This is a genomic window from Pseudomonas sp. MYb541 (assembly GCF_037479595.1).
GTDB lineage: Bacteria > Pseudomonadota > Gammaproteobacteria > Pseudomonadales > Pseudomonadaceae > Aquipseudomonas > Aquipseudomonas canadensis.
The window spans coordinates 1-23,597 of record NZ_JBBGYS010000019.1 but is presented as its reverse complement, the minus strand read 5'-3'; the positions used below and the strand labels follow the sequence as shown (position 1 = coordinate 23,597).

The following is a 23,597-nucleotide window of genomic DNA, read 5'->3' as shown; positions in this document are numbered from 1 at the left end:
GCTCATCGCATCGCCTCTTGTCGGTTTTATCGGTGATAACGTTCAGACACGATCACAGTAAAGTCGACGATTGCCCGCATGACAAATGTGGGTATCGCGATAACCGTTCTCATTAGTCATTTTGGTTATTTGCATATACTCAAACATCACTTTTGCGCATAAACGCAAACTGGTATCGTGCGCCGGCTCCGTTGGGAGTGCGCGGCCGTGCGCGCAGATTTGCCGAGAACAGGACCTATATGTACGTATACGACGAATACGATCAGCGCATCATCGAGGACCGCGTCAAGCAGTTCCGTGATCAGACCCGACGCTACCTAGCAGGTGAACTGAGCGAAGAAGAGTTCCGCCCTCTGCGCCTGCAAAATGGCCTTTATGTTCAGCGCTTTGCGCCGATGCTGCGGGTGGCCGTGCCCTATGGCCAACTGACGTCGCGCCAGACGCGCATGATGGCCAAGATTGCCCGCGACTTCGACAAAGGCTATGCCCACATCAGTACCCGCCAGAACGTACAGTTCAACTGGCCGGCGCTGGAAGATGTGCCGGACATCCTGGCTGAACTGGCCACCGTGCAGATGCACGCCATTCAGACCAGCGGTAACTGCCTGCGCAACGTGACCACCGACCAATTCGCCGGTGTTGCCGCCGACGAACTGATCGACCCACGCCCCTGGTGCGAAATCGTCCGTCAGTGGACCACCTTCCACCCCGAATTCGCCTACCTGCCGCGCAAGTTCAAGATCGCCATCAATGGCTCGACCTCGGACCGTGCGGCCATCGAAGTGCACGATATCGGCCTGGAGCCGGTGCACAACGAAGCCGGCGAACTGGGCTTCCGCGTATTGGTCGGTGGCGGCCTCGGCCGTACTCCGGTCGTCGGCGCCTTTATCAACGAGTTCCTGCCGTGGCAGGACCTGTTGAGCTACCTCGACGCGATCCTGCGGGTTTACAACCGCTATGGCCGTCGTGATAACAAGTACAAGGCCCGGATCAAGATCCTGGTCAAGGCGCTGACCCCTGAGGTGTTCGCCCAGAAAGTCGACGCCGAGATGGAACACCTGCGCGGCGGCCAGACCACCCTGACCGAAGCCGAAGTGCACCGCGTCGCCAAACACTTCGTCGACCCTGAGTACAAGGCCCTGAGCAATCAGGACGCCGAGCTCGCAGCACTTGACCAAGAGCATCCAGGCTTCGCCCGCTGGCGTGGCCGCAACACCCTGGCGCACAAAAAGCCGGGCTACGTGGCCGTAACCTTGTCGCTGAAGCCTACCGGGGTTGCACCGGGCGATATCACCGACAAGCAACTGGACGCCGTTGCCGACCTGGCCGAGCGCTACAGCTTTGGTCAACTGCGCACCTCCCACGAGCAGAACATCATCCTCGCGGACGTTGAGCAGAGCCAGTTGTTCACCCTGTGGGGCGAGCTGCGCGAAGGCGGTTTCGCCACGCCGAACATCGGCCTGCTGACCGATATCATCTGCTGCCCGGGCGGCGATTTCTGCTCCCTGGCCAACGCCAAGTCGATCCCGATCGCCGAATCGATCCAGCGTCGTTTCGACGACCTGGATTACCTGTTCGACATCGGCGAGCTGGACTTGAACATCTCCGGTTGCATGAACGCCTGTGGTCACCACCACGTCGGCCACATCGGCATCCTGGGCGTGGACAAGAAAGGCGAAGAATTCTACCAAGTGTCCCTGGGTGGCAGCGCCAGCCGCGATGCGAGCCTGGGCAAGATCCTCGGCCCATCCTTCGCCCAGGAAGCCATGCCTGAGGTGATCGGCAAGCTGATCGACGTCTACATCGAACAGCGCACCGAAGATGAGCGTTTCATCGACACCTACCAGCGCATCGGCATCGACCTGTTCAAGGAGCGCGTCTATGCAGCGAATCATTAAGAACAACGAAGTCCTCGATGAAACCTGGCACCTGCTGCCCAAGGACGCGAGCTTCGACGGCATCTCCAACTGCGACGACCTGATCGTGCCGTTGGCCCTGTGGCGCGAACACGGCCACGCCCTCAAGGCCCGCGACGGCGGCCTGGGCGTGTGGCTGGATGCCGATGAAGAAGCCGAAGAGATCGGTGACGACGTGGAACACTTCCAGGTCATCGCCCTGAACTTCCCGGCCTTCACCGACGGCCGCAACTACTCCAACGCACGCCTGCTACGTGACCGTTACGGTTACAAAGGCGAGCTGCGCGCGATTGGCGATGTGCTGCGCGACCAGTTGTTCTACCTGCGCCGCTGCGGGTTCGATGCCTTCGCCCTGCGCGCCGACAAAGACCCGTACGAAGCGCTGGAAAGCCTCAAGGACTTCTCGGTGACGTACCAGGCAGCCACGGATGAACCGCTGCCGCTGTTCCGTCGTCGCTGAGTATTGGCGTATGAAAAAGCCCTGGCATGCCAGGGCTTTTTTACGCATTGAGTTTGACCGACGCCAGCACCTGCTTTTGCCCCATGCTGCAGGGCACACCTTCCGGCTGCGCCCGCACCGCTTCGATCACCCCCAGCAATTGCGCCTTGCTGTGGGCCAACTGCGCTTGCATCTCTTCGATCTGCGCGACTTTGCGCTCCAATGCCTCGATCAACTCTTCGCGCTTGTGCTCGCCCGGCGCCGGCATCAGTGCCTTGAGTTCCTGCAAGGTAAACCCCGCCTGTTGCGCGCTCTGGATCAGTTGCAGGGTTTGCAGCGCCTCCGGCGCGTAACGCCGATAACCATTGGCCTGGCGCCCCACCTGGCTGATAAGCCCCTCGGCCTCATAAAAGCGGATCCGCGAAGCCGCTAACCCACTCTGCTTTGCCAGCTCACCAATATTCATCACCGCCCCTGCTTGACATTAAAGTTAACTTTAAGCTTAGCCTGAGGCCTCCCCCGCTCAGGAGTCAACCCATGTCACCCTTTGAAGCCCTGCAATTGCCCAATGGTCAAGTCCTCTCCAACCGCATCGCCAAGGCCGCGATGGAAGAAAATATGGCCGATGGCAATCAGGCCCCGTCGCGCGAATTGAAGCAGTTGTACAAGGCTTGGGCGCAGGGCGAGCCCGGCTTGTTGATCACCGGCAACGTAATGGTCGACCGCCGCGCCATGACCGGCCCCGGTGGCGTGACCCTTGAAGACGAGCAGTACCTGGCGAGCTTTCGCGAGTGGGCCGACGTGGCGCGCGACAACGGCGTGCACTTCTGGGTACAACTCAGCCACCCAGGTCGCCAGACGCCGGCCAACCTGCGCCAGCAAGCCATTGCACCGTCCGCCGTGGCGCTCGACCTGGGCGGTTTCTCGAAGATGTTTGCCACACCCAAGGCCATGACCGAAGACGAAATCCAGGACGTGATCCAGCGCTTCGCCACCAGCGCACGCCTGGCCGAGCAAGCCGGGTTTACCGGTGTGCAGATCCACGGTGCCCATGGCTACTTGCTCAGCCAGTTCCTATCCCCGCTGAGCAATCAGCGCACCGACCGCTGGGGCGGTTCCCTGGAGAACCGCGCGCGGCTGTTGCTGGAAGTGATTCGTGCAGTGCGCGCTAACGTCAGCCCGTCGTTTTGTGTTGCCGTCAAACTAAACTCTGCCGACTTCCAACGGGGCGGCTTTGCAGAAGCCGACGCACGCGTCGTGGTCGAAATGCTCAACCCGTTGCCCATCGACCTGCTGGAGTTATCCGGTGGCAGTTACGAAGCGCCGGCCATGCAAGGCGAAGCACGTGACGGTCGCACCCTGGCACGTGAGGCGTACTTCCTGGAGTTCGCCAGCCAACTGGCGACCATCGCCAAGATGCCGGTGATGGTCACCGGCGGCATTCGCCGCCTGCCCATCGTGCAACAGGTGCTGGACAGCGGCGTCGCCATGGCCGGGATCGCCACGGCCCTGACGCTGGAGCCGCAACTGATCCAGCGCTGGCGCGAAGGCCGCGACCCCAATCCGCAACTCAAGCCCATCGACTGGAAGCGCAAACCCCTGGCGTCCCTCGCCATCCTCGCCGTGGTGCGCTACCAGATGCGCCGCCTCAGCCGCGGCCATTTGCCCAAAGCCAATGTTGCGCCGTGCATGGCGTTGGTGCGCGACCAATGGTTTCTGGCGCGGCGTACCCGGCAGTACCGGGCAGCCATGACGCAATCTTCACATTAAAGGATGAACATCCGCCGTGATCGAACTGTCCCCTATTGATCAGCAGTTTTTAACCTCACTGACGATTGGAGTTCTTCATGGCGAAAATCAACCTGGCCCAGCAATTGGCGACCACCCTTGAACAGGCGGGCATCAAGCGCATCTGGGGCCTGACCGGCGACAGCCTGAACGGCCTCACCGACGCCCTGCGCACCATGGACAGCATCGAATGGATGCATGTGCGCCACGAGGAAGTGGCTGCCTTTGCCGCCGGCGCCGAAGCGGCGGCCACCGGAGAACTGACCGTATGCGCTGGCAGTTGCGGGCCGGGCAACCTGCACTTGATCAATGGCCTGTTCGACTGTCATCGCAACCATGTGCCGGTGCTGGCAATTGCCGCGCAGATCCCGTCGTCGGAGATCGGCCTGAACTACTTTCAGGAAACCCATCCGCAGGAACTGTTCAAGGAATGCAGCCACTTTATCGAACTGGTGACTAACCCCGAGCAGATGCCCCATGTGCTGCACCGCGCCATGCGTTCGGCGATCCTCAATCGGGGCGTCGCGGTGGTGGTGATTCCGGGCGATGTGTCGCTGCTGGAAGTGGAAGACAAGCTAAAGCCTTGGCCAGCCTTGCATGCGCCACGCACGCTGCCGGCGGAACAGGACCTGCAACGCCTCACCGAGATCCTGGAAAGCAGCCAGAAAACCACCCTGCTGTGCGGCAGCGGCTGTGCCGGCGCCCATGATCAAGTGGTGGCCCTGGCCGACGCCCTCGGCGCTCCCGTGGTGCATGCACTGCGCGGTAAAGAGCATGTGGAATGGGACAACCCGTTCGACGTAGGCATGACCGGCCTGATCGGTTTCAGCTCCGGCTACCATGCCATGCTCGACTGCGACACCTTGATCATGCTCGGCACCGACTTCCCCTATCGCCAGTTCTACCCCACTGACGCCAAGATCATTCAGGTCGACCGCAATCCGCAGGCCCTCGGCCGCCGCGCCACACTGGGCCTGGGTATTGCCGCGGATGTCAGCGAAACCATCGGCGCCCTGCTGCCGCGCCTGACGCGCAAGACCGATCGCAGCTTTCTCGAAACCTCCCTGAAGCACTACGAGAAAGCCCGCCAAGGGCTGGACGACCTCGCTCAACCCTCGAAAGCCAATCGACCGATTCACCCGCAATACGTCGCACGCCTGCTCAGTGAATTGGCGGATGACGATGCGATCTTCACCGCCGATGTCGGCTCGCCCACCGTGTGGGCTGCGCGCTATTTGAAGATGAATGGCAAGCGCCGGCTGATCGGTTCGTTCAACCACGGCTCGATGGCCAATGCCATGCCCCAAGCTATTGGTGCCCAGGCAGCCTTTCCGGATCGGCAGGTGATCTCGATGTCGGGTGACGGTGGTTTCGCCATGCTGATGGGGGATTTCATCTCCTTGGCGCAGTTGAAACTGCCGGTGAAAGTCATCGTGTTCGATAACTCTTCCTTGGGGTTCGTTGCCATGGAAATGAAAGCTGCGGGCTATCTGGATGCCGGTACCGAGCTGAAAAACCCGGATTTCGCCGCCATGTCCAACGCCATGGGCATCCTCGGCATTCGCGTGGAGCAGTCCGAAGACCTGGAACCGGCCCTGCGCCGCGCCCTCGCCCATGACGGCCCGGTGCTGGTGGACGTGGTCACCGCGACCCAGGAGTTGGTGATGCCGCCGACCATCAAGCTGGAACAGGCCAAGGGTTTCAGCCTGTATATGCTCAAGGCGGTGATGAGCGGCCGTGGCGATGAAGTGATCGAACTGGCGCGTACCAACTGGTTGCGCTGAACCCAATGTGGGAGCGGGCTTGCTCGCGAATGCAAGCTGTCAGTTGATAAATACATCGACTGACGCTCCGCTTTCGCGAGCAAGCCCGCTCCCACAATTTGATCTCGTTGCAAATCAAGCGTGCTGTTTTTCGACCCATTTACCGTAGGCATCGATAAACGCCTGCAGGAACGGCTTGGTCTTTTCCGACACCTTGCCCGCCTCGTCAAACACACTGCCCGCGCCACCCAGATAAGCTTCTGGCTGCTGCATACACCACACATCAAGGAACACCAGGGACTGGCGCAGATGATGGTTGGCGCCAAACCCACCAATCGCACCCGGCGACACACTGATGATCGCGCCCGGCTTGCCACTCCAGGCGCTCTGGCCGTATGGCCGCGAACCGACGTCGATGGCGTTCTTCAGCGGGGCGGGCACGGAGCGGTTGTATTCCGGGGTCACGAACAACACCGCGTCGGATGAGCTCACTTGTTTGCGGAAAGTACTGTAGGCTGCCGGCGGTGTGGCCCCGTCAATGTCTTCGTTGTAGAGCGGCAAATCGCCAATTTCCACAATGTTCAACTTCAGGTTGGCAGGGGCCAGTTCGGCCAGTGCCAGTGCGACCTTGCGGTTGATCGAGTCTTTTCTCAAGCTGCCGACCACGACGGCGACGGTGTAGACCTTGCTCATTGGGGTTTCCCGACGTCTGACTAAAGGAGCTTGTAGTTATAGAGTCTTCGCGGCGTGTTCACCAGAAGGTTTTGATATTCCTGCGGGCGTTTGCCTGGCACTGCGACACGTAGGAAGCATCTGAAAATATCAGCGAATAGTATTTTTATTCCGTAAGTAAACTACCCCGCTCCATGACGGTCTACAGAACCGCAAATCGAGTGTTTATCTCCAGAGGTTCTAAACAGATGGCAGCAGTATTAGTCGGACAGTTTCATGCCAGAGACGCAGAAGGACGCGTGTATTCGGTGCATGAGTTCCAGGAATCCAACCCGGCGCAAGGCGACCTGGCTGGCTCGGCACCTACCACCACCTACAAGCTGGCCATTGGCGACCGTGTAGAGAAACTGGAAGGCGACGAATTCAAATTGATCCAATCGGGCACCATTCTTGTGCGCGAATCGCAAACCACCCTCGCTTCATAAGATCTCGCCCTATCCACCTGCTCAGTCCTGGCCATTGACGGCATTGACTGGGCTGGGGTGATCACGGACGACGGATCTCCGTGACCTCAATGCCCTGCTCTCCCTGCACCTTCTTCAGCGTCACCATCAGCCGCCCCCTCTCGCCGTCAACGGCATACAGCGAACGCTGGTAGCCTGCGGAGTTGTAGCCGGGATGCGCGACCACCTGCCTGACCAACTCCATGCCCAGCACCGAGCCCACCTGCTCCACTACCTGCTCCTGGGAACGGATAAAGGCTTCAAGTGCCAGGTTTTCCGGCGGAGTTTCGCTTTGAGTGTCGAAGAGATAAGCAGCCACACAGCCGACGGTCACCAGGACCAGCAGTTGCTTGACCGTTACCCCGAGGCATATCGAGGGTAAAGGCATATGAGACCAGACCTGTTTTTGTTGTTAATGCCGGTAGCCGGCTGTGGTCGTTGATGATCAGCGCAGCCATTCTATTGAATACCCGGCCCGCTGCACATAGACTCCGGCGATGCGTTTACGTCATATCGAAGTGATTCAGGCCATCTTGCAGACCGGACACCCAGGCTTGGCCGCCGAGTGGTTGCAACTTTCCGTGGGCGAAGTGGAAGCGGCGCTCAAGGACGCCGAGCAGCAGCTTGGCTTCATGCTGTTCGCCAGTGTGCGTGGACGTTTCCAGGCCACCCGGGAAACCCTGGAACTGCAAGCCGAAATCGCCCACGTCTATGAAGCGCTGGAGCCGGTGCAACGTCTGGCCAGCCGTTTGAAACACCATCATGCCCCCACTCTGCGCGCCCTCTGCACGCCGCCCTTGGCCAGTCAACTGCTACCGCAAAGCATTGCAGCGTTGCGCCGACGCTTTCAGGACACACCGTGTAACCTGTCGAGCCAACCGACCCGAGAGATTGTCAGGAGCCTGCTGCTGCACGAAGCCGATGTGGGTTTGAGCCTGCATGACCCGGAACACCCGCAAATCCACAGCACGGTACTGGCCCAAGGCAAACTGCAGTTGCTCGCCCCCCATGGCTGGCTCAAGCCCAAACAGAAATACATCGCGCTACAGGACCTGGCCGGGCAATCGATGATCGGCCTGGAAGGCCAGGACCCGCTCAGCCGCCTGCTGGATGCCAAGCTGCAGGCCCTGCGCCCGCTGCCGGTGGTACAGACGCGCGTACAGACCTACCAAATGATGCGCAGCATGGTGGAAGCCGGAGAAGGCCTGGCGGTGGTTGACCCCTTCACCGCCTTTGGCGCACGGGAGGCGGGGCTGGATGCGTGCCCCGTGTCGCCGCCGATCATGGTCAGCCTATACGCGCTGACCCTCAAGGACGGCACGTCCTCGCCGGCGCTGAATGCGCTGCTGGAGATCGTGACGCAGAAGGCCGAGGGCCTGCTGGCGGGTTAAGTCTTGTCGACTTCGCTTTTGAACAGCCGATACCAGAATATCGCCACTTCGTGGGTCTGCGGGTCGATGCCGCGATAGCGCAGGTGGTCGACCCCACCCATCACGTAACCGCAACGCTCGTACAAACGGCAGGCGCCGAGGTTGTTGTTCTGGGTTTCCAGCATCATGCCCGGCAGATTCTTTTTGCGACTCCAGAACTGCGCCACATCCAGCAACGCCTTCGCCACCCCGTGACGCCGCGCAGGCAAGGCCACCGCCAGCTCATCGACATGGGCAAAACCGTTCCAGTTGGTGCTGACCACAATATGCCCCACCGGGCGATCATCCAGGTAGGCCATGAAGATCGCGCTGTCGGGCGCATCGCGGAAACTGGCGAACTCTTCGGGGTCGATGCCATAGCACTTGCGGTACGGCAAGATGCGTTCCACGGGCCATTGATCGACCCGCTTGCCCATCTGCGGCTCACCGTAGGCGCTGACCTCAAAGCTGAAATCACTGCCCCACACGTAGGCATCAAAGCCTTCGTCGGCAACCCTTACACTGAGCCCCGGATACTTCGGGTTCATTACAGCTTGCATAACCATCCTTAACCCTTGATGCAATCGACGGTGTAACAACGACCACTGCCGTCATCTTCGTGTTGCAACCCATGAACATCGGCGACAAAACCGGGGAAACTGCTATCGAACGTCCGGGCAAACGCCAGGTAATCGATGATCGAGCGCGTCGACTCGGTAAAGCGCTCGCCCGGCATGATCAATGGGATGCCAGGCGGATAAGGCACCAGCATTACCGCTGCGACGCGGCCTTGCAAGGCGTCAATGGAGACTGCCTCCACTTCGCCCCTCACCAACTGGTCATAGGCGTCCGCCGGTTTCATCGCGATTTCCGGCAAGACGGTGTACATGCGCTTGAGGTGTTTGGCCGTGGCATTGCTGCGGTAACAGCCGTGCAATTGGTTGCACAGGTCGCGCAAACCCAGCCCTTGGTAACGCGCCGGCCCTTGTGCAAACACCGAAGGCAGGCAACTGGCCAGGCTGACATTGGCGTCGTAACTGCGCTTGAATTCCAACAGCTCGGTGAGCAAGGTACTCCATTTGCCCTTGGTGATGCCCATGGAGAACAACACAAGGAAAGAATACAGCCCGGTTTTTTCCACCACCAGGCCACGCTCCCAGAGGAATTTGCTGACGACCGCTGCGGGAATTCCGCAATCGCTGAGGGCACCGCCGGCATTGAGGCCGGGCATCACCAGCGTGACTTTGATCGGGTCCAGCAACACATAGTCTTCGGCCACGTCGCCGAAGCCATGCCAATCATCCTCAGGGTGCAACAGCCAATCTGCGGTGACGACGCGGTCGATTCCCGCTACTGATGGCGGCTGCCAGATCGAAAACCACCAATCCTCTTCAGCAATGTGCTGGCGCAGGTTGGCCAGGGCACGGCGGAAACTCAACGCCTCATCGAACATTTCCTGCAACAGCGAACGCCCGGCCGGGCCTTCCATCATCGCCGACGCCACATCCAGCGAGGCAATGATGCTGTATTGCGGCGATGTGGAGATATGCATCATGAAGGCTTCGTTGAAACGGTCACGGTCCAGCTGGCGTGCGCCGCCGTCCTGCACATGGATCATCGAGGCCTGGCTAAAGGCCGCCAGCAGCTTGTGGGTCGAGTGGGTGGTGAATACCAGCGGGCTGTCTGGCGTACGCGAAGTACCCATCCCGTAGCGCCCGGAGAAGAACTCATGAAACGCGGCATAGGCGTACCAAGCCTCGTCAAAATGCAACACCTCGACGCTGTTGCCCAGTTGCTGCTTGATCAGCTCGGCGTTGTAGCACAGGCCGTCATAGGTGGAGTTGGTCACCACGGCCAGTTTCACTTTCGGCGGGCGGCCACGGGTGAGCGGGCTGGCGTCGATCTTGGCGCGGATGGATTCGGGGCTGAATTCGCTCAAGGGAATCGGGCCGATAATCCCCAGTTCGTTGCGTTCGGGGCACAGGTACAGCGGGATGGCGCCGGTCATGATGATCGAGTGCAGCACCGACTTGTGGCAATTGCGGTCCACCAGCACCAGGTCATCACGCCCGACCATGGAGTGCCAGACGATCTTGTTCGCGGTGGAGGTGCCGTTGATCACGAAGAAGGTGTGGTCAGCGCCGAAGTTGCGCGCAGCGCGGGCCTCGGCTTCGGCCAACGGGCCGGTGTGGTCCAGCAACGAGCCGAGTTCAGGCACTGATACCGACAGGTCCGAGCGCAGGGTGTTTTCCCCGAAGAACTGATGAAACGCCTGCCCCACCGGGCTCTTGCGGTAGGCCACGCCACCGCCATGGCCGGGGGTGTGCCAGGAGTAGTTGGAGTCAGCAGTGTGCTGCACCAGTGCCTTGAAGAATGGCGGCAACAGGCCATCCAGGTAAGTGCGCGCCGCACGCGCGACTTGCCGCGCGAGAAACGGCACGGTGTCTTCGAACAGATAGAGAATGCCGCGCAGTTGGTTGAGTTCACTCATGGCGTCAGCCGGTGCGTTCTCCAGGGTGACTTGCTCGCCCAACGCAAAGATCGGCAAATTGGGCGCCCGCAGCCGCGCCAGGCGGATCAGCTCGACCATATTTTGCAGCAGGTGGGTATTTTCACCAGCCCCTTCGGCGGCGATCAGCATGCACGCAAGGCCATGATGGGTAGAAGCCACCAGTCGCCCTTCGGCGTAATCCACTGCGGAAAAAATACTGAAACCTTCTTGTTCCAGCTCCCGGGCGATGCCTCGGACCCGGTCACCGGCAACGGTGTCGGCCTTGATGTCGCGGTGCACGATAAGGACAGGGAACTTCAGGTCTTTGTACATGAGTGCTTGCAGTCCTGAGGGCTATGCACTCAAGGGTAGAAGCTGGGGGGCGATGACGCGAATGAAGATTTCGAAAGCACAGTGAATCACTGTAGGAGCCGGCTTGCCGGCGATGAGGCCGTTGAATCTTGCGATGGGTTCAAGGGCGCCATCGCCGGCAAGCAGGCTCCTACAAGGTTTGCATTATTGCTGGGTCAGGGTCGACCACAACGCCGGCGCGCCGGCCGACTTGGCAATCGCTTCCAGCCGCGCCGCATGCTCGGCCAGATCCTGCTCACTCGCCCGGATAATCGTGCTTGGCTTGCGATCAGCCGGCAACCGGCGGATTTCCGAAGGACGGTTGCCCGAGCCTTCCGCCGAACCGCTGCCATCGGAGGCGTTACCGGCCAGAGACAGGCTGGTCTGCCCACCGGTCATGGTCAGGTAGACGTCGGCAAGAATCTCGGAGTCAAGCAAGGCGCCGTGAAGCTCACGACCGGAGTTGTCGACGCCATAACGTTTGCACAAGGCATCGAGGCTGTTGCGCTGGCCGGGGTGACGCTCACGGGCCATCATCAAGGTGTCGAGGATCGAGCAGTGCTGGGAAATATCCGCGCGATCGGTCTGCCCCATCAGGGCAAATTCGTTGTTGATGAAGCCGACGTCGAACGCCGCGTTATGGATGATCAGTTGCGCGCCGTTAATGAATTCGAAGAACTCGTCGGCAACTTCAGCGAAACGCGGCTTGCCCTTGAGGAATTCGTCGGTGATGCCGTGGACGCCAATCGCGCCCTCGTCACTGTCGCGGTCCGGTTGCAGGTAGACGTGGAAGTGACGCCCGGTGAGGCGGCGACCCATCAATTCGACACAGCCGATTTCAATGATCCGGTGGCCGTCGGTCACCGGCATGCCGGTGGTTTCGGTATCGAGTACAACAGATCGGATGGCCATCAGGGTTCAGCTCTCAACGGTGTAGTGTGATTCAAGGGTCGCGATATTAACACGTGAGTCGGCATCAGCTCTGCTTGTAGCCGCGCACTTCGTCCACGCCACGGTTGGCCAACTGGTCGGCGCGCTCGTTGCCAGGGTGGCCGATGTGACCGCGCACCCACTTCCAGGTGATGTCATGGCGATTGCATTGCTCATCGAGCAGTTGCCACAGGTCGGCATTCTTCACCGGTTCCTTGGCCGCCGTCTTCCAGCCGCGCTTCTTCCAATTGACCATCCACTCGTTGATGCCCTTCATCACGTATTGCGAGTCGGTCACCAACAGCACGTTGCAACGGCGCTTGAGTTCTTCCAGGCCGCGAATGGCGCCCATCAGCTCCATGCGGTTATTGGTGGTATTGGGTTCGCCGCCCCACAACTCTTTCTCCACGCCCTTGCACACCAGCAACGCGCCCCAGCCGCCAGGGCCGGGGTTGCCCTTGCAGGCGCCATCGGTGAAGAGTTCTACGCTATCGGTCATCGGTTGCTCGGTATTCATTCAAAAAGAGGGTCATGCGTCGCTTTGCTTGCGGTTGACCTTGGCCATTGGCATCGGCACCAGCTTGCCCATCGGCTCGCGGCGCACCTGTTGCACTGGCCGCAACCCAACCACGATCTTGCGCGCCACTAGCAGATAGAAGCCGCCACCCGACAATTGCCAGGCACCTGCGCGGCGCTCCCAGCCGGCCAGACGGGCTTGCCACTTGGTCGACGCAAGCGGCGGACGATAGCACCCGAAGCGACGTTTCTCCAGCGCGAAGCCCAGCAGGTTCAGCCAGTCCCCCACCCGTTGCGGCGAGATGCAACGCGCCTGGCGCAAGGCGTCGTGGGCGAACACATGGCGCAAGCCCCAACTGCTCCAGGGGTTGATCCCGACAATCAGCAAATGGCCACCCGGACGGACGCTGCTCGCCGCTTCGCGCAGCAAGCCGTGGGGCGACAGGCAGAAATCCAGGCCATGCTGCAACACCACCACATCGGCGGCGTGTTCGCTCAACGGCCAGGCCTGTTCCTCGCAGACAATCTCCACCCCCGGCAACGGTGCACCCAGGCGCACATTACGCTGCACCTGGGGCGCACACGGCGGCGTTTCGGCCGAAGGGCCGTAATGCACCAGGTAGCCGCCAAAGAACCGGCCCAACTCGTCTTCGAGCATGCGTCGTTCTTCGTCCAGCAGAAATTTCCCGATCGGACCGGACAGCCATTCACGGGCTGCGCTGATCAGGGCCAGCCACTCAGGATCGGCCTGGGCGAACGCTTTATCAGTCATTGCATTCTCCAACTCGCCTAGACGTTCTAAGATGCACCAATGTGTTCAGCTTGGCGAATCGAAGAATGATACAGATCAGTGCCCTGCCCGCCTTCACCGATAACTACATCTGGTTGTTACAAGACCCGAGCACCCTGCGCTGCGCCGTGGTCGACCCCGGCGATGCCGCGCCGGTGCTGGCCTGGCTCAAGCTAAACCCTGAGTGGGTCCTGAGCGACATCCTGATCACTCACCACCACCACGACCATGTCGGCGGCGTCGAACAACTCAAACGGGTGACTGACGCCAAGGTCTACGGCCCGGCCAACGAAAAGATCCCGGCGCGGGACGTAGCCTTGAACGAAAACGACCGCATCAGCGTGCTCGGCTGGGACTTCGACATTTATACCGTGCCCGGCCACACCCTGGGCCATATCGCCTTTTATCACCAGGGCGTGCTGTTCTGTGGCGACACCCTGTTCGCCGCCGGCTGCGGGCGCCTGTTCGAAGGCACGCCGGAACAGATGCACACCTCACTTGAGCGCTTGGCCGCACTGCCCGCCGACACCTTGGTGTACTGCACCCACGAATACACACAAAGCAACCTCAAGTTTGCCCAGGCCGTCGAACCGGATAACGCCGATATCGCCGAACGGGTGGAAAACGTCCGCCAATTGCGCGAACGTGGCGAGATCACGCTGCCTTCCAACCTAGCCCTGGAAAAGCGCACCAACCCTTTTCTGCGCACCTCTGAAACATCCGTTAAACAAAAAGCAGACGAACGGAATGGCCGCGACAACCGCTCTGGGGCCGAGGTGTTTGCTAGCTTGAGGGCTTGGAAAGATAAGTTCTAACGGGATGCAATCTGATACGTAATTTCTGAATGGTTGACCGGAACCAAACGGGTTTCTAGAATCGCCCGACATTTTTGCCCGGAACTTACTTCCAGCCAATGTCGTCATCTATTCGTAAATCCAACCATTCAGACGCATTGACCCGCCTGGCTCAAGCTGTGGCGGTGGCTGTGTCCGCTACGCTGGCGGGCTGCCAATCAAGCAATTTCACCGCACAATCCACCGTGCAACCCAAGCCAAACCTCAGCGCCAAGATCAAACAGAAACCCGTCATCTGGCTTTCGGAAAAGCCGGCTCCCGAAGTGCCCCAGGATGTTTGGGAACGTATGCGACGGGGCTTTCAATTGCAGGATGGTGTAGGCGTCAACCCACGTATCGAGCAACAGCGACTGTGGTTCGCTAGCAACCCTTCCTTCCTTGAGAACGCCGGCGAACGCGGCAGCCTCTACATTCATTACATCGTCGAACGCCTTGAAGAACGCAACATGCCCCTGGAGCTGGCGCTGCTGCCAGTGATTGAAAGCGCCTACAACCCAATGGCCTATTCGCGCAGCGATGCAGTCGGCTTGTGGCAGTTCATCCCCTCCACCGGGCGCTACTTCAACCTGCGCCAGACCCGCGCCTATGATGGCCGTCGCGACATCACCGCCTCCACCACCGCCGCCCTTGACTACCTGACCCGTCTGCACGACATGTTCAACGGTGACTGGCTGCTCGCCCTTGCCGCCTACAACGCAGGCGAAGGCACGGTGAGCCGGGCGATCGAGCGCAACGAAAAGCTCGGCCTGCCGACCGACTACTGGAACCTGCCCCTGCCCCAGGAAACCAAGGACTACGTGCCCAAGTTCCTGGCGCTGTCCCAAGTGGTGATGGCGCCCGAGGCCTATGGCGTCAACCTGAACCCGATTGCCAACACGCCGTATTTCGAAGTGGTTGAAGTCAAGCAAAGCATGGACCTGTCACGGGTTGCCGCACTGGCCGAGATCGACGAAGACGAACTGTTCCAGCTCAACCCCGCGCTGAAGCAGCGCACCACCCTGGATGGCCCGCAGCATCTGCTGGTGCCGAGTTCCAAGGCGCAACTGCTCACCAGCACCCTTTCGACGATGAAGCCTGAAGAATTGCTGGCGATGCGTCCGAAAAAGCAGGTTTTCGACGAAGTTGAGACCGCGCGGGTTGCCGGGCGTACCCGCAGCTACAAGGTACGCAGTGGCGACAACCTGACGCTGATCGCCAAGGCCAACAAGGTCGATGTGCATGACCTGCAGCGCTGGAACAAGCTCAACGGCCAAGCCCTCAAGGTCGGACAGACCCTGGTGATGCAGGACACACGAAAAGTCGTGGCCAGCAGCAAGAAGCCGGTGCAGTACAAGGTCAAGAAGGGTGATTCGCTGTACATCGTCGCCAAGCGCTTCAACGTTGAGATGCAACATCTCAAGCGTTGGAACCCGCGTACTGGCCAGGCGCTGAAGCCCGGGCAGATGCTGGTGGTTTCCGGGCCACGCTGAGGTTTCTGGAACACTGAGGAACCCATGTGGGAGGGGGCTTGCCCCCGATAGCGGTAGGCCAGCCAATGAATCTGTTGGCTGATGCATTGCTATCGGGGGCAAGCCCCCTCCCACATTGGTTCTGCGTCAATCCAACGGCCTTTTTCCAACCGGAACAAGCTGTTACTGTACCGATCATAAAGCGCAAGCCGCCTGGATCGGATCCCTGACTTGAAGCGTCCCCTCCTTCTACTAATAAGTCTGGCCTTGAGCTTTGGTGCGAATGCGGCGATTACCGAGAGTCACGGTTATACGCAGTTCGGCAGTCTCAAGTACCCGGCCAAATTCACCCACTTCGATTGGGTAAACCCTGCAGCGCCGAAAGGCGGGACATTGCGGGTCATGGCCTTTGGCACCTTCGATACGCTCAACCCCTATACATTCAAGGGCTCCAGCCCGGTTTCCACGCCTAATTTCCTGCAATACGGCGTCAACGAGCTGAACGAGCCGTTGATGGTGGGAACCGGCCTGTACGCGCCCTCCGGCGATGAGCCCACCTCCAGTTATGGGCTGATCGCCCAGTCGGTGGAGTACAGCGAGGACCGCAGTTGGGTGGTGTTCAACCTGCGCCCGGAAGCGCGCTTCCACGATGGCAAGCCGATTACCGCCTACGACGTGGCGTTTTCCTATCGCACCCTGCTGACCGAAGGCCACCCGCAGTACCGCACCAACCTGCAGGAAGTGGCGCGAGTGGATATCCTCAACCGGCACCGCATCCGCTTTGTGTTCAAGCGCGCCGGCAACCCGTTGTTGATCCTGCGCCTGGGCGAATTGCCGGTATTGCCCCAGCACTATTGGAAAAACCGCGATTTCAAGGCCACCACCTTCGAACCGCCTTTGGGCAGCGGGCCGTACCGCATCAGCAAGGTCACGCCTGGCCGGCAATTGGTGTTCGAACGGGTCAAGGACTATTGGGGCAAGGACCTGCCGGTCAACCAGGGTTTCTATAACTACGACAAGGTCGAGGTGGAGTTCTATCGCGACAGCGACGTGGCCTTCGAAGCCTTCAAGGCCGGCGAATTCGATATCTATATCGAGCATCAGGCCAAAAACTGGGCAAATGGCTACAACTTCCCGGCGGTGAACCGGGGAGACGTGATCAAGGCGCAGATTGCTCACCAGATCCCGACCCAGAGCCAGGGTTTGTTCATGAACAGCCGGCGGCCGACCTTCAGCCAAACCAAGGTGCGCGAAGCCCTGGGCCTGATGTTCGACTTCGAATGGACCAACCGCACCCTGTTCAGCAGCGCCTACAAACGCACCTTGAGCTATTACCCCAACAGCGAATTCTCTGCCACCGGCGTGCCCACCGGCCATGAATGGCTGATGCTCTCGCCCTACCGCGAGCAATTGCCGGCCAACCTGTTTACCCAGCCGTTCAGCCTGCCACAGACCGACGGGCGCGGTATCCCCCGCGAAACCATGCGCCGCGCCCTGGCCTTGCTCGGGGACGCCGGCTGGAAACTCTCCGGCCAACGCCTGCTCAACAAGGACGGGCAACCGCTGCGCTTCGAGATCCTGCTGGTCAACCCGAACCTGGAGCGCATCCTGCAGCCCTATGTCGAGAACCTGATCAGCGTCGGTATCGACGCGCGCCTGCGCACCGTCGACCGCGCCCAGTACAAGCAGCGCCTGGATCAATTCGACTTTGACATGATCCTGATCACCCTCAACCAGACCTTGAGCCCGGGCCTTGAGCAGTGGCAGTACTTCCACTCCAGCCAGGCCGCGATCAAGGGCAGCAAGAACTATGCAGGCATTGCCAACCCGATTGTCGATCACCTGCTGGAACAACTGCTGGCCGCCAAGACCCGCGAGGAGCAACTGGCCGCCGGCCGTGCCCTGGACCGGGTGCTGCTGTGGCAGCACTACAGTATTCCCAACTGGTACCTCAACTATCATCGCTTGGCGTACCGCAACCGGTTCGCCTTTGTCACCACGCCGCCCTATAGCCTGGGCCTGAGCGCGTGGTGGCTGAAAGCTTCGGAGAAAGCCCAATGATGTATTTGCGTACTGCACTGCTCGGCGGCCTGCTGCTGTGCACCGCGGCCCAAGCCGCCCCGCAACATGCGTTGACGCTCTACAACGAACCACCGAAATACCCCGCCGACTTCAAGCACTTCGACTACGTCAACCCGGATGCGCCCAAGGGCGGCACCTTCCGCGAGTCGGCCATGGGCGGCTTCGACAGCCTCAACCCCTACATCAGCAAAGGCGTGCCGGCCGATAACCTCGGTTTGATCTACGACACCCTGGCCATGCAAAGCCTGGACGAGCCCATCACCGAATACGGCCTGGTCGCCGGCAAGATCGAAAAAGCCCCGGACAACAGTTGGGTGCGCTTCTACCTGCGCCCGGAAGCCCGCTTCCATGACGGCCACCCGATCCGCGCCGAAGACGTGGTGTTCACCTTCCAGGAACTGATCAAGGAAGGCTCGCCGATCTACCGCACCTACTACGCCGACGTCGACGAAGTGATCGCCGAAGACCCGCTGAAGGTGCTGTTCAAGTTCAAGCGCACCAACAACCGCGAATTACCGCTGATCCTCGGACAACTGCCGGTATTGCCCAAGCACTGGTGGGCGACCCGCGAGTTTGCCAAGGGCAACCTCGAAGTCCCGCTGGGCAGCGGGCCGTACAAGGTCGCCGAGGTCAAGGCCGGGCGCATGATCCGCTACGAGCGGGTCAAGGATTACTGGGCGAAGGACCTGCCGGTCGCCAAGGGTTTCTACAACTTCGACAACCGCATCACAGACTACTACCGCGACAGCACTGTCTCGCTGGAAGCCCTCAAGGCCGGGCAGTTCGATTACTGGCTGGAATTCAGCGCCAAGAACTGGGCCAACGCCTACAACATCCCGGCGGTGGCCCAGGGTCGCCTGATCAAGGAAGAAATCCCCAACGGCAACCCCACCGGCATGCAGGGCTTCGTGTTCAATATGCGCAAGCCGATGTTCCAGGACGTACGTGTGCGCAAGGCCATCAGCCTGTTGCTGGATTTCGAGTGGAGCAACAAGCAACTGTTTAACGGTGCCTATACCCGCACCCGCAGCTACTTTGAAAACTCGGAGATGGCCGCCACCGGCCTGCCCGGCCCGGATGAACTGGCGATCCTCGAACCGCTGCGCGACAGAATCCCGCCCGAGGTCTTCACCCAGGCCTTCGAACCGTCCAAGACCGACGGCAGCGGCATGATCCGCACCCAGCAGCGCGAGGCCTACCAACTGCTGCAAGAAGCCGGCTGGCGCATCGTCGATGACAAGATGGTCGACACCACCGGCAAACCGGTGAAAATCGAGTTCCTGCTGGCGCAGACAGAGTTCGAGCGCATCCTGCTGCCGTTCAAGCGCAACCTGGCCGACCTGGGCATCGACCTGGCGATCCGTCGGGTCGACGTGTCGCAGTTCATCAATCGCATTCGCTCGCGGGACTTCGACATGCTGGTGGGCAGCTTCCCGCAGTCCACTTCGCCGGGTAATGAGCAGCGCGAGTTCTGGAAGTCCTCCAGCGCCGACAAACCCGGCAGCCGCAACTACATGGGCCTCAAGGACCCGGCCATCGACCAACTGGTGGAAGAGCTGATCGACGCCGACTCGCGCAAAAGCCTGGTGGCGCATGCCAAAGCCCTGGACCGCGTGTTGCAGTTCGGCTACTACGTGATCCCGAACTGGCACATCAAGACGTTCCGCGTGGCGTATTGGGATCACTTGGGCCACCCCAAAGTCCCGCCGCGCTACGACGTCGGCACCGCCACCTGGTGGTCCAAGCCTGACGTAAAACCCGCCGTCACCTCAGACCCAGACACCAGCGCCGATCCGGCGAGCGGAGGCGATTAAATGCTGGCCTATATTTTTCGCCGCCTGTTGCTGATCATCCCCACGTTGTTCGGGATCCTACTGATCAACTTCGTCATCATCCAGGCCGCTCCCGGTGGTCCGGTGGAGCAAATGATCGCCAAGCTTGAAGGCTTCGAGGGCGCCACCAGCCGCATTGCCGGTGGCGGTTCCGAAGTGTCGGTGGCCGGCTCCAGCAGCTACCGCGGCGCCCAGGGCCTGGACCCGGCGCTGATCAAGGAAATCGAGAAGATGTACGGCTTCGACAAATCGGCGCCGGAACGCTTGTGGATCATGGTCAAAAACTACGCCCAGCTGGACTTTGGCGACAGCTTCTTCCGTGACGCCAAGGTCATCGACTTGATCAAGGAGAAGATGCCGGTGTCCATTTCCCTCGGGTTATGGAGCACGCTGATCATGTACCTGGTGTCGATCCCACTGGGGATCGCCAAAGCCACGCGGCACGGCAGCCATTTTGATGTGTGGACCAGTTCGGCGATCATCGTCGGCTATGCGATCCCGGCGTTCCTGTTTGCAATCCTGCTGATCGTGGTGTTTGCCGGTGGCAGTTACCTGGACTGGTTCCCCTTGCGCGGGCTCACGTCGAACAACTTCGACGAACTGAGCTGGGGCGGCAAGATCCTCGATTACTTCTGGCACCTGGCGCTGCCCATCACGGCCCTGGTGATCGGCAACTTCGCCACCATGACCCTGCTGACCAAGAACAGCTTTCTCGACGAGATCAACAAGCAGTACGTGGTCACCGCCAAAGCCAAGGGCCTGACCAACCACCGCGTGCTGTACGGCCATGTGTTTCGCAACGCGATGTTGCTGGTGATCGCCGGTTTCCCTTCGGCGTTCATCGGGATCTTCTTCACCGGTTCCTTGTTGGTGGAGGTGATCTTCTCCCTCGACGGCCTGGGCCTGATGAGTTTTGAAGCGGCGATCAACCGCGACTACCCGGTGGTGTTCGGCACGCTGTTTATCTTCACCCTGCTGGGGCTGATCGTGAAACTGATCGGCGACCTCACCTACACCCTGGTCGATCCGCGCATCGACTTTGCCAGCCGGGAGCATTGAGATGAATCTATCCCCCCTCAATCGCCGCCGGTTCGAACGGTTCAAGGCCAACAAACGTGGCTGGTGGTCGCTGTGGCTGTTTCTGATCCTGTTCGTGCTGAGCCTGGGCGCCGAGCTGATCGCCAATGACAAACCGCTGGCCGTGCACTACGACGGCGGCTGGTACTTCCCGGCGCTCAAGCGCTACCCGGAGACCACCTTTGGCGGTGAATTCCCGCTGGAGGCCAACTACAAGAGCCCGTATATCCAGGAGCTGCTCAAGGCCAAGGATGCCTGGACGTTGTGGGCGCCTATTCCGTTCAGCTACCAGAGCATCAACTACGACCTGAAAGTGCCGGCGCCCGCGCCGCCTTCCAGCGTCAACCTGCTGGGCACCGACGACCAAGGCCGCGACGTACTGGCGCGGGTCATCTACGGCTTCCGTGTGTCGGTGCTGTTTGCCCTGACGCTGACAGTGCTCAGCTCGATCATCGGCGTGATCGCCGGGGCCCTGCAGGGCTTCTACGGCGGCTGGGTGGATTTGGCCGGGCAGCGCTTCCTGGAGATCTGGTCCGGCTTGCCGGTGCTGTACCTGCTGATCATCCTCGCCAGTTTCGTGCAACCCAACTTCTGGTGGCTGCTCGGCATCATGCTGCTGTTTTCGTGGATGAGCCTGGTGGACGTAGTGCGCGCCGAGTTCCTGCGCGGGCGCAACCTGGAATACGTGCGCGCCGCCAGGGCCTTGGGCATGCAGAATGGCGCGATCATGTTCCGGCATATCCTGCCCAACGCGATGGTGTCGACCATGACCTTCATGCCGTTCATTCTCACCGGCGCCATCGGCACCCTCACCGCCCTGGACTTCCTCGGCTTCGGCTTGCCGGCCGGTTCACCGTCGCTGGGTGAACTGGTGGCCCAAGGTAAATCCAACCTGCAAGCGCCGTGGCTGGGCATGAGTGCCTTTGCCGTGCTGGCGATCATGTTGAGTCTGCTGGTGTTTATCGGCGAATCCGCTCGCGATGCCTTCGACCCGAGGAAATGAGATGAATCAGGACAATCTGATCGAAATCCGCGACCTCTCCGTCGAGTTCGTCACGGGCGACCATCACCACCGCGTGGTGAACAATGTCAGCTTCGACATCAAACGTGGTGAGACCATCGCCCTGGTGGGTGAAAGCGGCTCAGGCAAATCGGTGACCGCCCACTCGATTCTGCGCCTGCTGCCCTACCCACTGGCGCGGCACCCCTCCGGCACCATCAACTATGCCGGGCAGGACCTGCTCACGCTGAAAGAAAAAACCATCCGCCACATTCGCGGCAACCGCATTGCGATGATCTTCCAGGAGCCGATGACCTCGTTGAATCCGCTGCATTCCATCGAGAAGCAGATCAACGAAGTACTCGGCCTGCACAAGGGGTTGCAAGGCAAGGTCGCCACCCAGCGGACCCTGGAGTTGCTGGACCTGGTGGGCATTCCCGAACCGCACAAACGCCTCAAGGCCCTGCCCCATGAGCTGTCCGGTGGCCAGCGCCAACGGGTGATGATCGCCATGGCCCTGGCGAATGAGCCGGAGTTGCTGATCGCCGATGAGCCGACCACAGCCCTCGATGTGACCGTGCAGTTGAAGATCCTCGAATTACTCAAGGAATTGCAGGCGCGGCTGGGCATGGCCCTGCTGCTGATCAGCCATGACTTGAACCTGGTGCGGCGCATCGCCCACCGCGTGTGCGTGATGCAAAAGGGTTGCATCGTCGAGCAGGCCGACTGTGAAACGCTGTTCCAATCGCCCCAGCATCCGTATACCCAGGAACTGCTGGCGGCGGAGCCCAGCGGCGGACCGGCCGGCAACGAAGTCGGCCCTCCGTTGCTGGAAGTCGATGACCTGAAAGTGTGGTTCCCGATCAAGAAGGGCTTTTTGCGCAACACCGTCGATTACGTCAAGGCGGTGGACGGCATCAACTTCAGCCTGCCCCAGGGGCAAACCCTGGGAATCGTTGGCGAAAGCGGCTCGGGCAAATCGACCCTGGGCCTGGCGATTCTGCGGTTGATCGCAAGCAAGGGCGGCATTCGTTTTGAAGGGCAGCAGTTGGATAAGCTCAGCCAGCAACAGGTGCGTCCGTTGCGTCGGGAGATGCAGGTGGTGTTCCAGGACCCGTTTGGCAGCTTGAGCCCGCGGATGTGTGTCAGTGAGATCGTTGGCGAGGGGTTGCGTATCCATAAGATGGGGACGCCGTTGGAGCAGGAAGCGGCGATTATTGCGGCGCTCAAGGAAGTCGGGTTGGATCCGGACTCGCGGCATCGGTACCCCCATGAGTTCTCGGGTGGGCAGCGTCAGCGCATTGCCATTGCCCGGGCGTTGGTGCTCAAGCCGCGCCTGATTTTGCTGGATGAACCGACATCGGCGCTGGATCGCACGGTGCAGCGGCAGGTGGTGGAGTTGTTGCGCAGTTTGCAGGCCAAGTACAACTTGACCTATCTGTTTATCAGCCATGATTTGGCGGTGGTCAAGGCGTTGAGCCATCAGTTGATGGTGGTGAAGCATGGCCAGGTGGTGGAACAGGGGGATGCGGCGGGGATTTTTGCCGCGCCGCAGCATGGGTATACGCGGCAGTTGTTGGAGGCGGCGTTTTTGGTGCCTGGGGTTTAGGTTTGACTGGGTGAATATCCGTTGGTTGGGTGATGGCTACTATTGGTTCCGCCCTTACGGCGGGTCACTTTCGAAAAGCGCGAAAGTAACCAAAGCGCTCCTGCCCCAACACTCGGCACCTCGCCTA

Annotated in this window: 21 protein-coding genes; 13 read left to right on the top strand and 8 right to left on the bottom strand. The window is 60.5% G+C overall.

What is annotated here, in order from left to right; all coding sequences use genetic code 11:
- Positions 1–239: 239 nt before the first annotated feature.
- Both WH299_RS13650 and WH299_RS13645 read left to right on the top strand, forming a co-directional pair.
- Entirely contained in the window at positions 240–1,898 is a 1,659-nt protein-coding gene (locus WH299_RS13650) for a nitrite/sulfite reductase (RefSeq protein WP_016979706.1), read from the top strand.
- Positions 1,882–2,376: a DUF934 domain-containing protein gene (locus WH299_RS13645; RefSeq protein WP_048727764.1), complete on the top strand. Its 495-nt coding sequence runs from the start codon at positions 1,882–1,884 to the stop codon at positions 2,374–2,376. Before WH299_RS13650 ends, WH299_RS13645 begins: the two co-directional genes overlap by 17 nt.
- A gap of 40 nt (positions 2,377–2,416) precedes the next feature.
- On the opposite strand, the gene WH299_RS13640 is transcribed toward WH299_RS13645, so the two are convergent.
- Entirely contained in the window at positions 2,417–2,821 is a 405-nt protein-coding gene (locus tag WH299_RS13640) for a MerR family transcriptional regulator (RefSeq protein ID WP_122726781.1), read from the bottom strand.
- A 71-nt stretch (positions 2,822–2,892) separates the two neighbouring features.
- Here WH299_RS13640 and WH299_RS13635 point away from each other — a divergent pair, with 71 nt between their 5' ends.
- Positions 2,893–4,125 (top strand): NADH:flavin oxidoreductase/NADH oxidase family protein, encoded by a 1,233-nt coding sequence (locus WH299_RS13635; RefSeq protein ID WP_339550505.1) that lies wholly within the window; start codon positions 2,893–2,895, stop codon positions 4,123–4,125.
- A 77-nt stretch (positions 4,126–4,202) separates the two neighbouring features.
- On the top strand, positions 4,203–5,927 hold the full coding sequence (poxB, locus tag WH299_RS13630) for a ubiquinone-dependent pyruvate dehydrogenase (RefSeq protein WP_339550503.1): 1,725 nt from the start codon (positions 4,203–4,205) through the stop codon (positions 5,925–5,927).
- Between the two features lie 114 nt (positions 5,928–6,041).
- Here poxB and WH299_RS13625 read toward each other — a convergent pair whose 3' ends face one another.
- Positions 6,042–6,599 (bottom strand): NADPH-dependent FMN reductase, encoded by a 558-nt coding sequence (locus tag WH299_RS13625; protein WP_339550501.1) that lies wholly within the window; start codon positions 6,597–6,599, stop codon positions 6,042–6,044.
- Positions 6,600–6,826: 227 nt separating this feature from the next.
- Here WH299_RS13625 and WH299_RS13620 point away from each other — a divergent pair, with 227 nt between their 5' ends.
- Positions 6,827–7,063: a hypothetical protein gene (locus WH299_RS13620; RefSeq protein WP_016979714.1), complete on the top strand. Its 237-nt coding sequence runs from the start codon at positions 6,827–6,829 to the stop codon at positions 7,061–7,063.
- Between the two features lie 61 nt (positions 7,064–7,124).
- Here the strand turns inward: WH299_RS13620 and WH299_RS13615 are convergent, their stop codons facing one another.
- The gene (locus tag WH299_RS13615; RefSeq protein WP_016979715.1) at positions 7,125–7,469 is read right to left on the bottom strand and encodes a hypothetical protein; all 345 of its coding nucleotides are present in this window, start codon (positions 7,467–7,469) and stop codon (positions 7,125–7,127) included.
- Positions 7,470–7,578: 109 nt separating this feature from the next.
- Here WH299_RS13615 and WH299_RS13610 point away from each other — a divergent pair, with 109 nt between their 5' ends.
- A complete protein-coding gene (locus tag WH299_RS13610; protein ID WP_339550499.1) occupies positions 7,579–8,472 on the top strand; it encodes a LysR substrate-binding domain-containing protein in 894 nt (297 codons plus the stop codon).
- On the opposite strand, the gene WH299_RS13605 is transcribed toward WH299_RS13610, so the two are convergent.
- The 5 genes from WH299_RS13605 to WH299_RS13585 all read right to left on the bottom strand — a co-directional run bounded on the left by WH299_RS13605 (position 8,469) and on the right by WH299_RS13585 (position 13,550).
- Positions 8,469–9,050 (bottom strand): GNAT family N-acetyltransferase, encoded by a 582-nt coding sequence (locus WH299_RS13605; protein ID WP_339550497.1) that lies wholly within the window; start codon positions 9,048–9,050, stop codon positions 8,469–8,471. The two genes, WH299_RS13610 and WH299_RS13605, sit on opposite strands and share 4 nt — an antisense overlap.
- An 8-nt stretch (positions 9,051–9,058) precedes the next feature.
- Positions 9,059–11,314 (bottom strand): Orn/Lys/Arg decarboxylase N-terminal domain-containing protein, encoded by a 2,256-nt coding sequence (locus tag WH299_RS13600; protein WP_122726769.1) that lies wholly within the window; start codon positions 11,312–11,314, stop codon positions 9,059–9,061.
- Between the two features lie 183 nt (positions 11,315–11,497).
- The gene (dnaQ, locus tag WH299_RS13595) at positions 11,498–12,238 is read right to left on the bottom strand and encodes a DNA polymerase III subunit epsilon (RefSeq protein ID WP_164393733.1); all 741 of its coding nucleotides are present in this window, start codon (positions 12,236–12,238) and stop codon (positions 11,498–11,500) included.
- A gap of 70 nt (positions 12,239–12,308) precedes the next feature.
- The gene (rnhA, locus tag WH299_RS13590) at positions 12,309–12,761 is read right to left on the bottom strand and encodes a ribonuclease HI (protein WP_010210917.1); all 453 of its coding nucleotides are present in this window, start codon (positions 12,759–12,761) and stop codon (positions 12,309–12,311) included.
- Between the two features lie 30 nt (positions 12,762–12,791).
- Positions 12,792–13,550, bottom strand: coding sequence for a methyltransferase domain-containing protein (locus WH299_RS13585; RefSeq protein ID WP_122726765.1), 759 nt, complete (start codon positions 13,548–13,550; stop codon positions 12,792–12,794).
- 65 nt (positions 13,551–13,615) lie between these two features.
- On the opposite strand from WH299_RS13585, the gene gloB reads away from it, so the two are divergent.
- The 7 genes from gloB to WH299_RS13550 all read left to right on the top strand — a co-directional run bounded on the left by gloB (position 13,616) and on the right by WH299_RS13550 (position 23,470).
- Complete coding sequence (gene gloB, locus WH299_RS13580) at positions 13,616–14,383, top strand: hydroxyacylglutathione hydrolase (protein ID WP_339550495.1); 768 nt, start codon at positions 13,616–13,618, stop codon at positions 14,381–14,383.
- A 98-nt stretch (positions 14,384–14,481) separates the two neighbouring features.
- On the top strand, positions 14,482–15,891 hold the full coding sequence (locus tag WH299_RS13575; RefSeq protein WP_339550494.1) for a transglycosylase SLT domain-containing protein: 1,410 nt from the start codon (positions 14,482–14,484) through the stop codon (positions 15,889–15,891).
- A 210-nt stretch (positions 15,892–16,101) separates the two neighbouring features.
- Entirely contained in the window at positions 16,102–17,931 is a 1,830-nt protein-coding gene (locus tag WH299_RS13570; protein WP_068938046.1) for an extracellular solute-binding protein, read from the top strand.
- Positions 17,928–19,766, top strand: a complete 1,839-nt coding sequence (locus tag WH299_RS13565; protein WP_339550492.1) for an extracellular solute-binding protein — start codon at positions 17,928–17,930, stop codon at positions 19,764–19,766. Before WH299_RS13570 ends, WH299_RS13565 begins: the two co-directional genes overlap by 4 nt.
- Positions 19,767–20,843, top strand: coding sequence for a microcin C ABC transporter permease YejB (locus tag WH299_RS13560; RefSeq protein ID WP_016979726.1), 1,077 nt, complete (start codon positions 19,767–19,769; stop codon positions 20,841–20,843). It abuts the gene before it with no gap.
- Position 20,844: 1 nt separating this feature from the next.
- Positions 20,845–21,864: an ABC transporter permease gene (locus WH299_RS13555; protein ID WP_012723835.1), complete on the top strand. Its 1,020-nt coding sequence runs from the start codon at positions 20,845–20,847 to the stop codon at positions 21,862–21,864.
- Between the two features lies 1 nt (position 21,865).
- The gene (locus tag WH299_RS13550) at positions 21,866–23,470 is read left to right on the top strand and encodes an ABC transporter ATP-binding protein (RefSeq protein WP_122726758.1); all 1,605 of its coding nucleotides are present in this window, start codon (positions 21,866–21,868) and stop codon (positions 23,468–23,470) included.
- Positions 23,471–23,597: the final 127 nt, after the last annotated feature.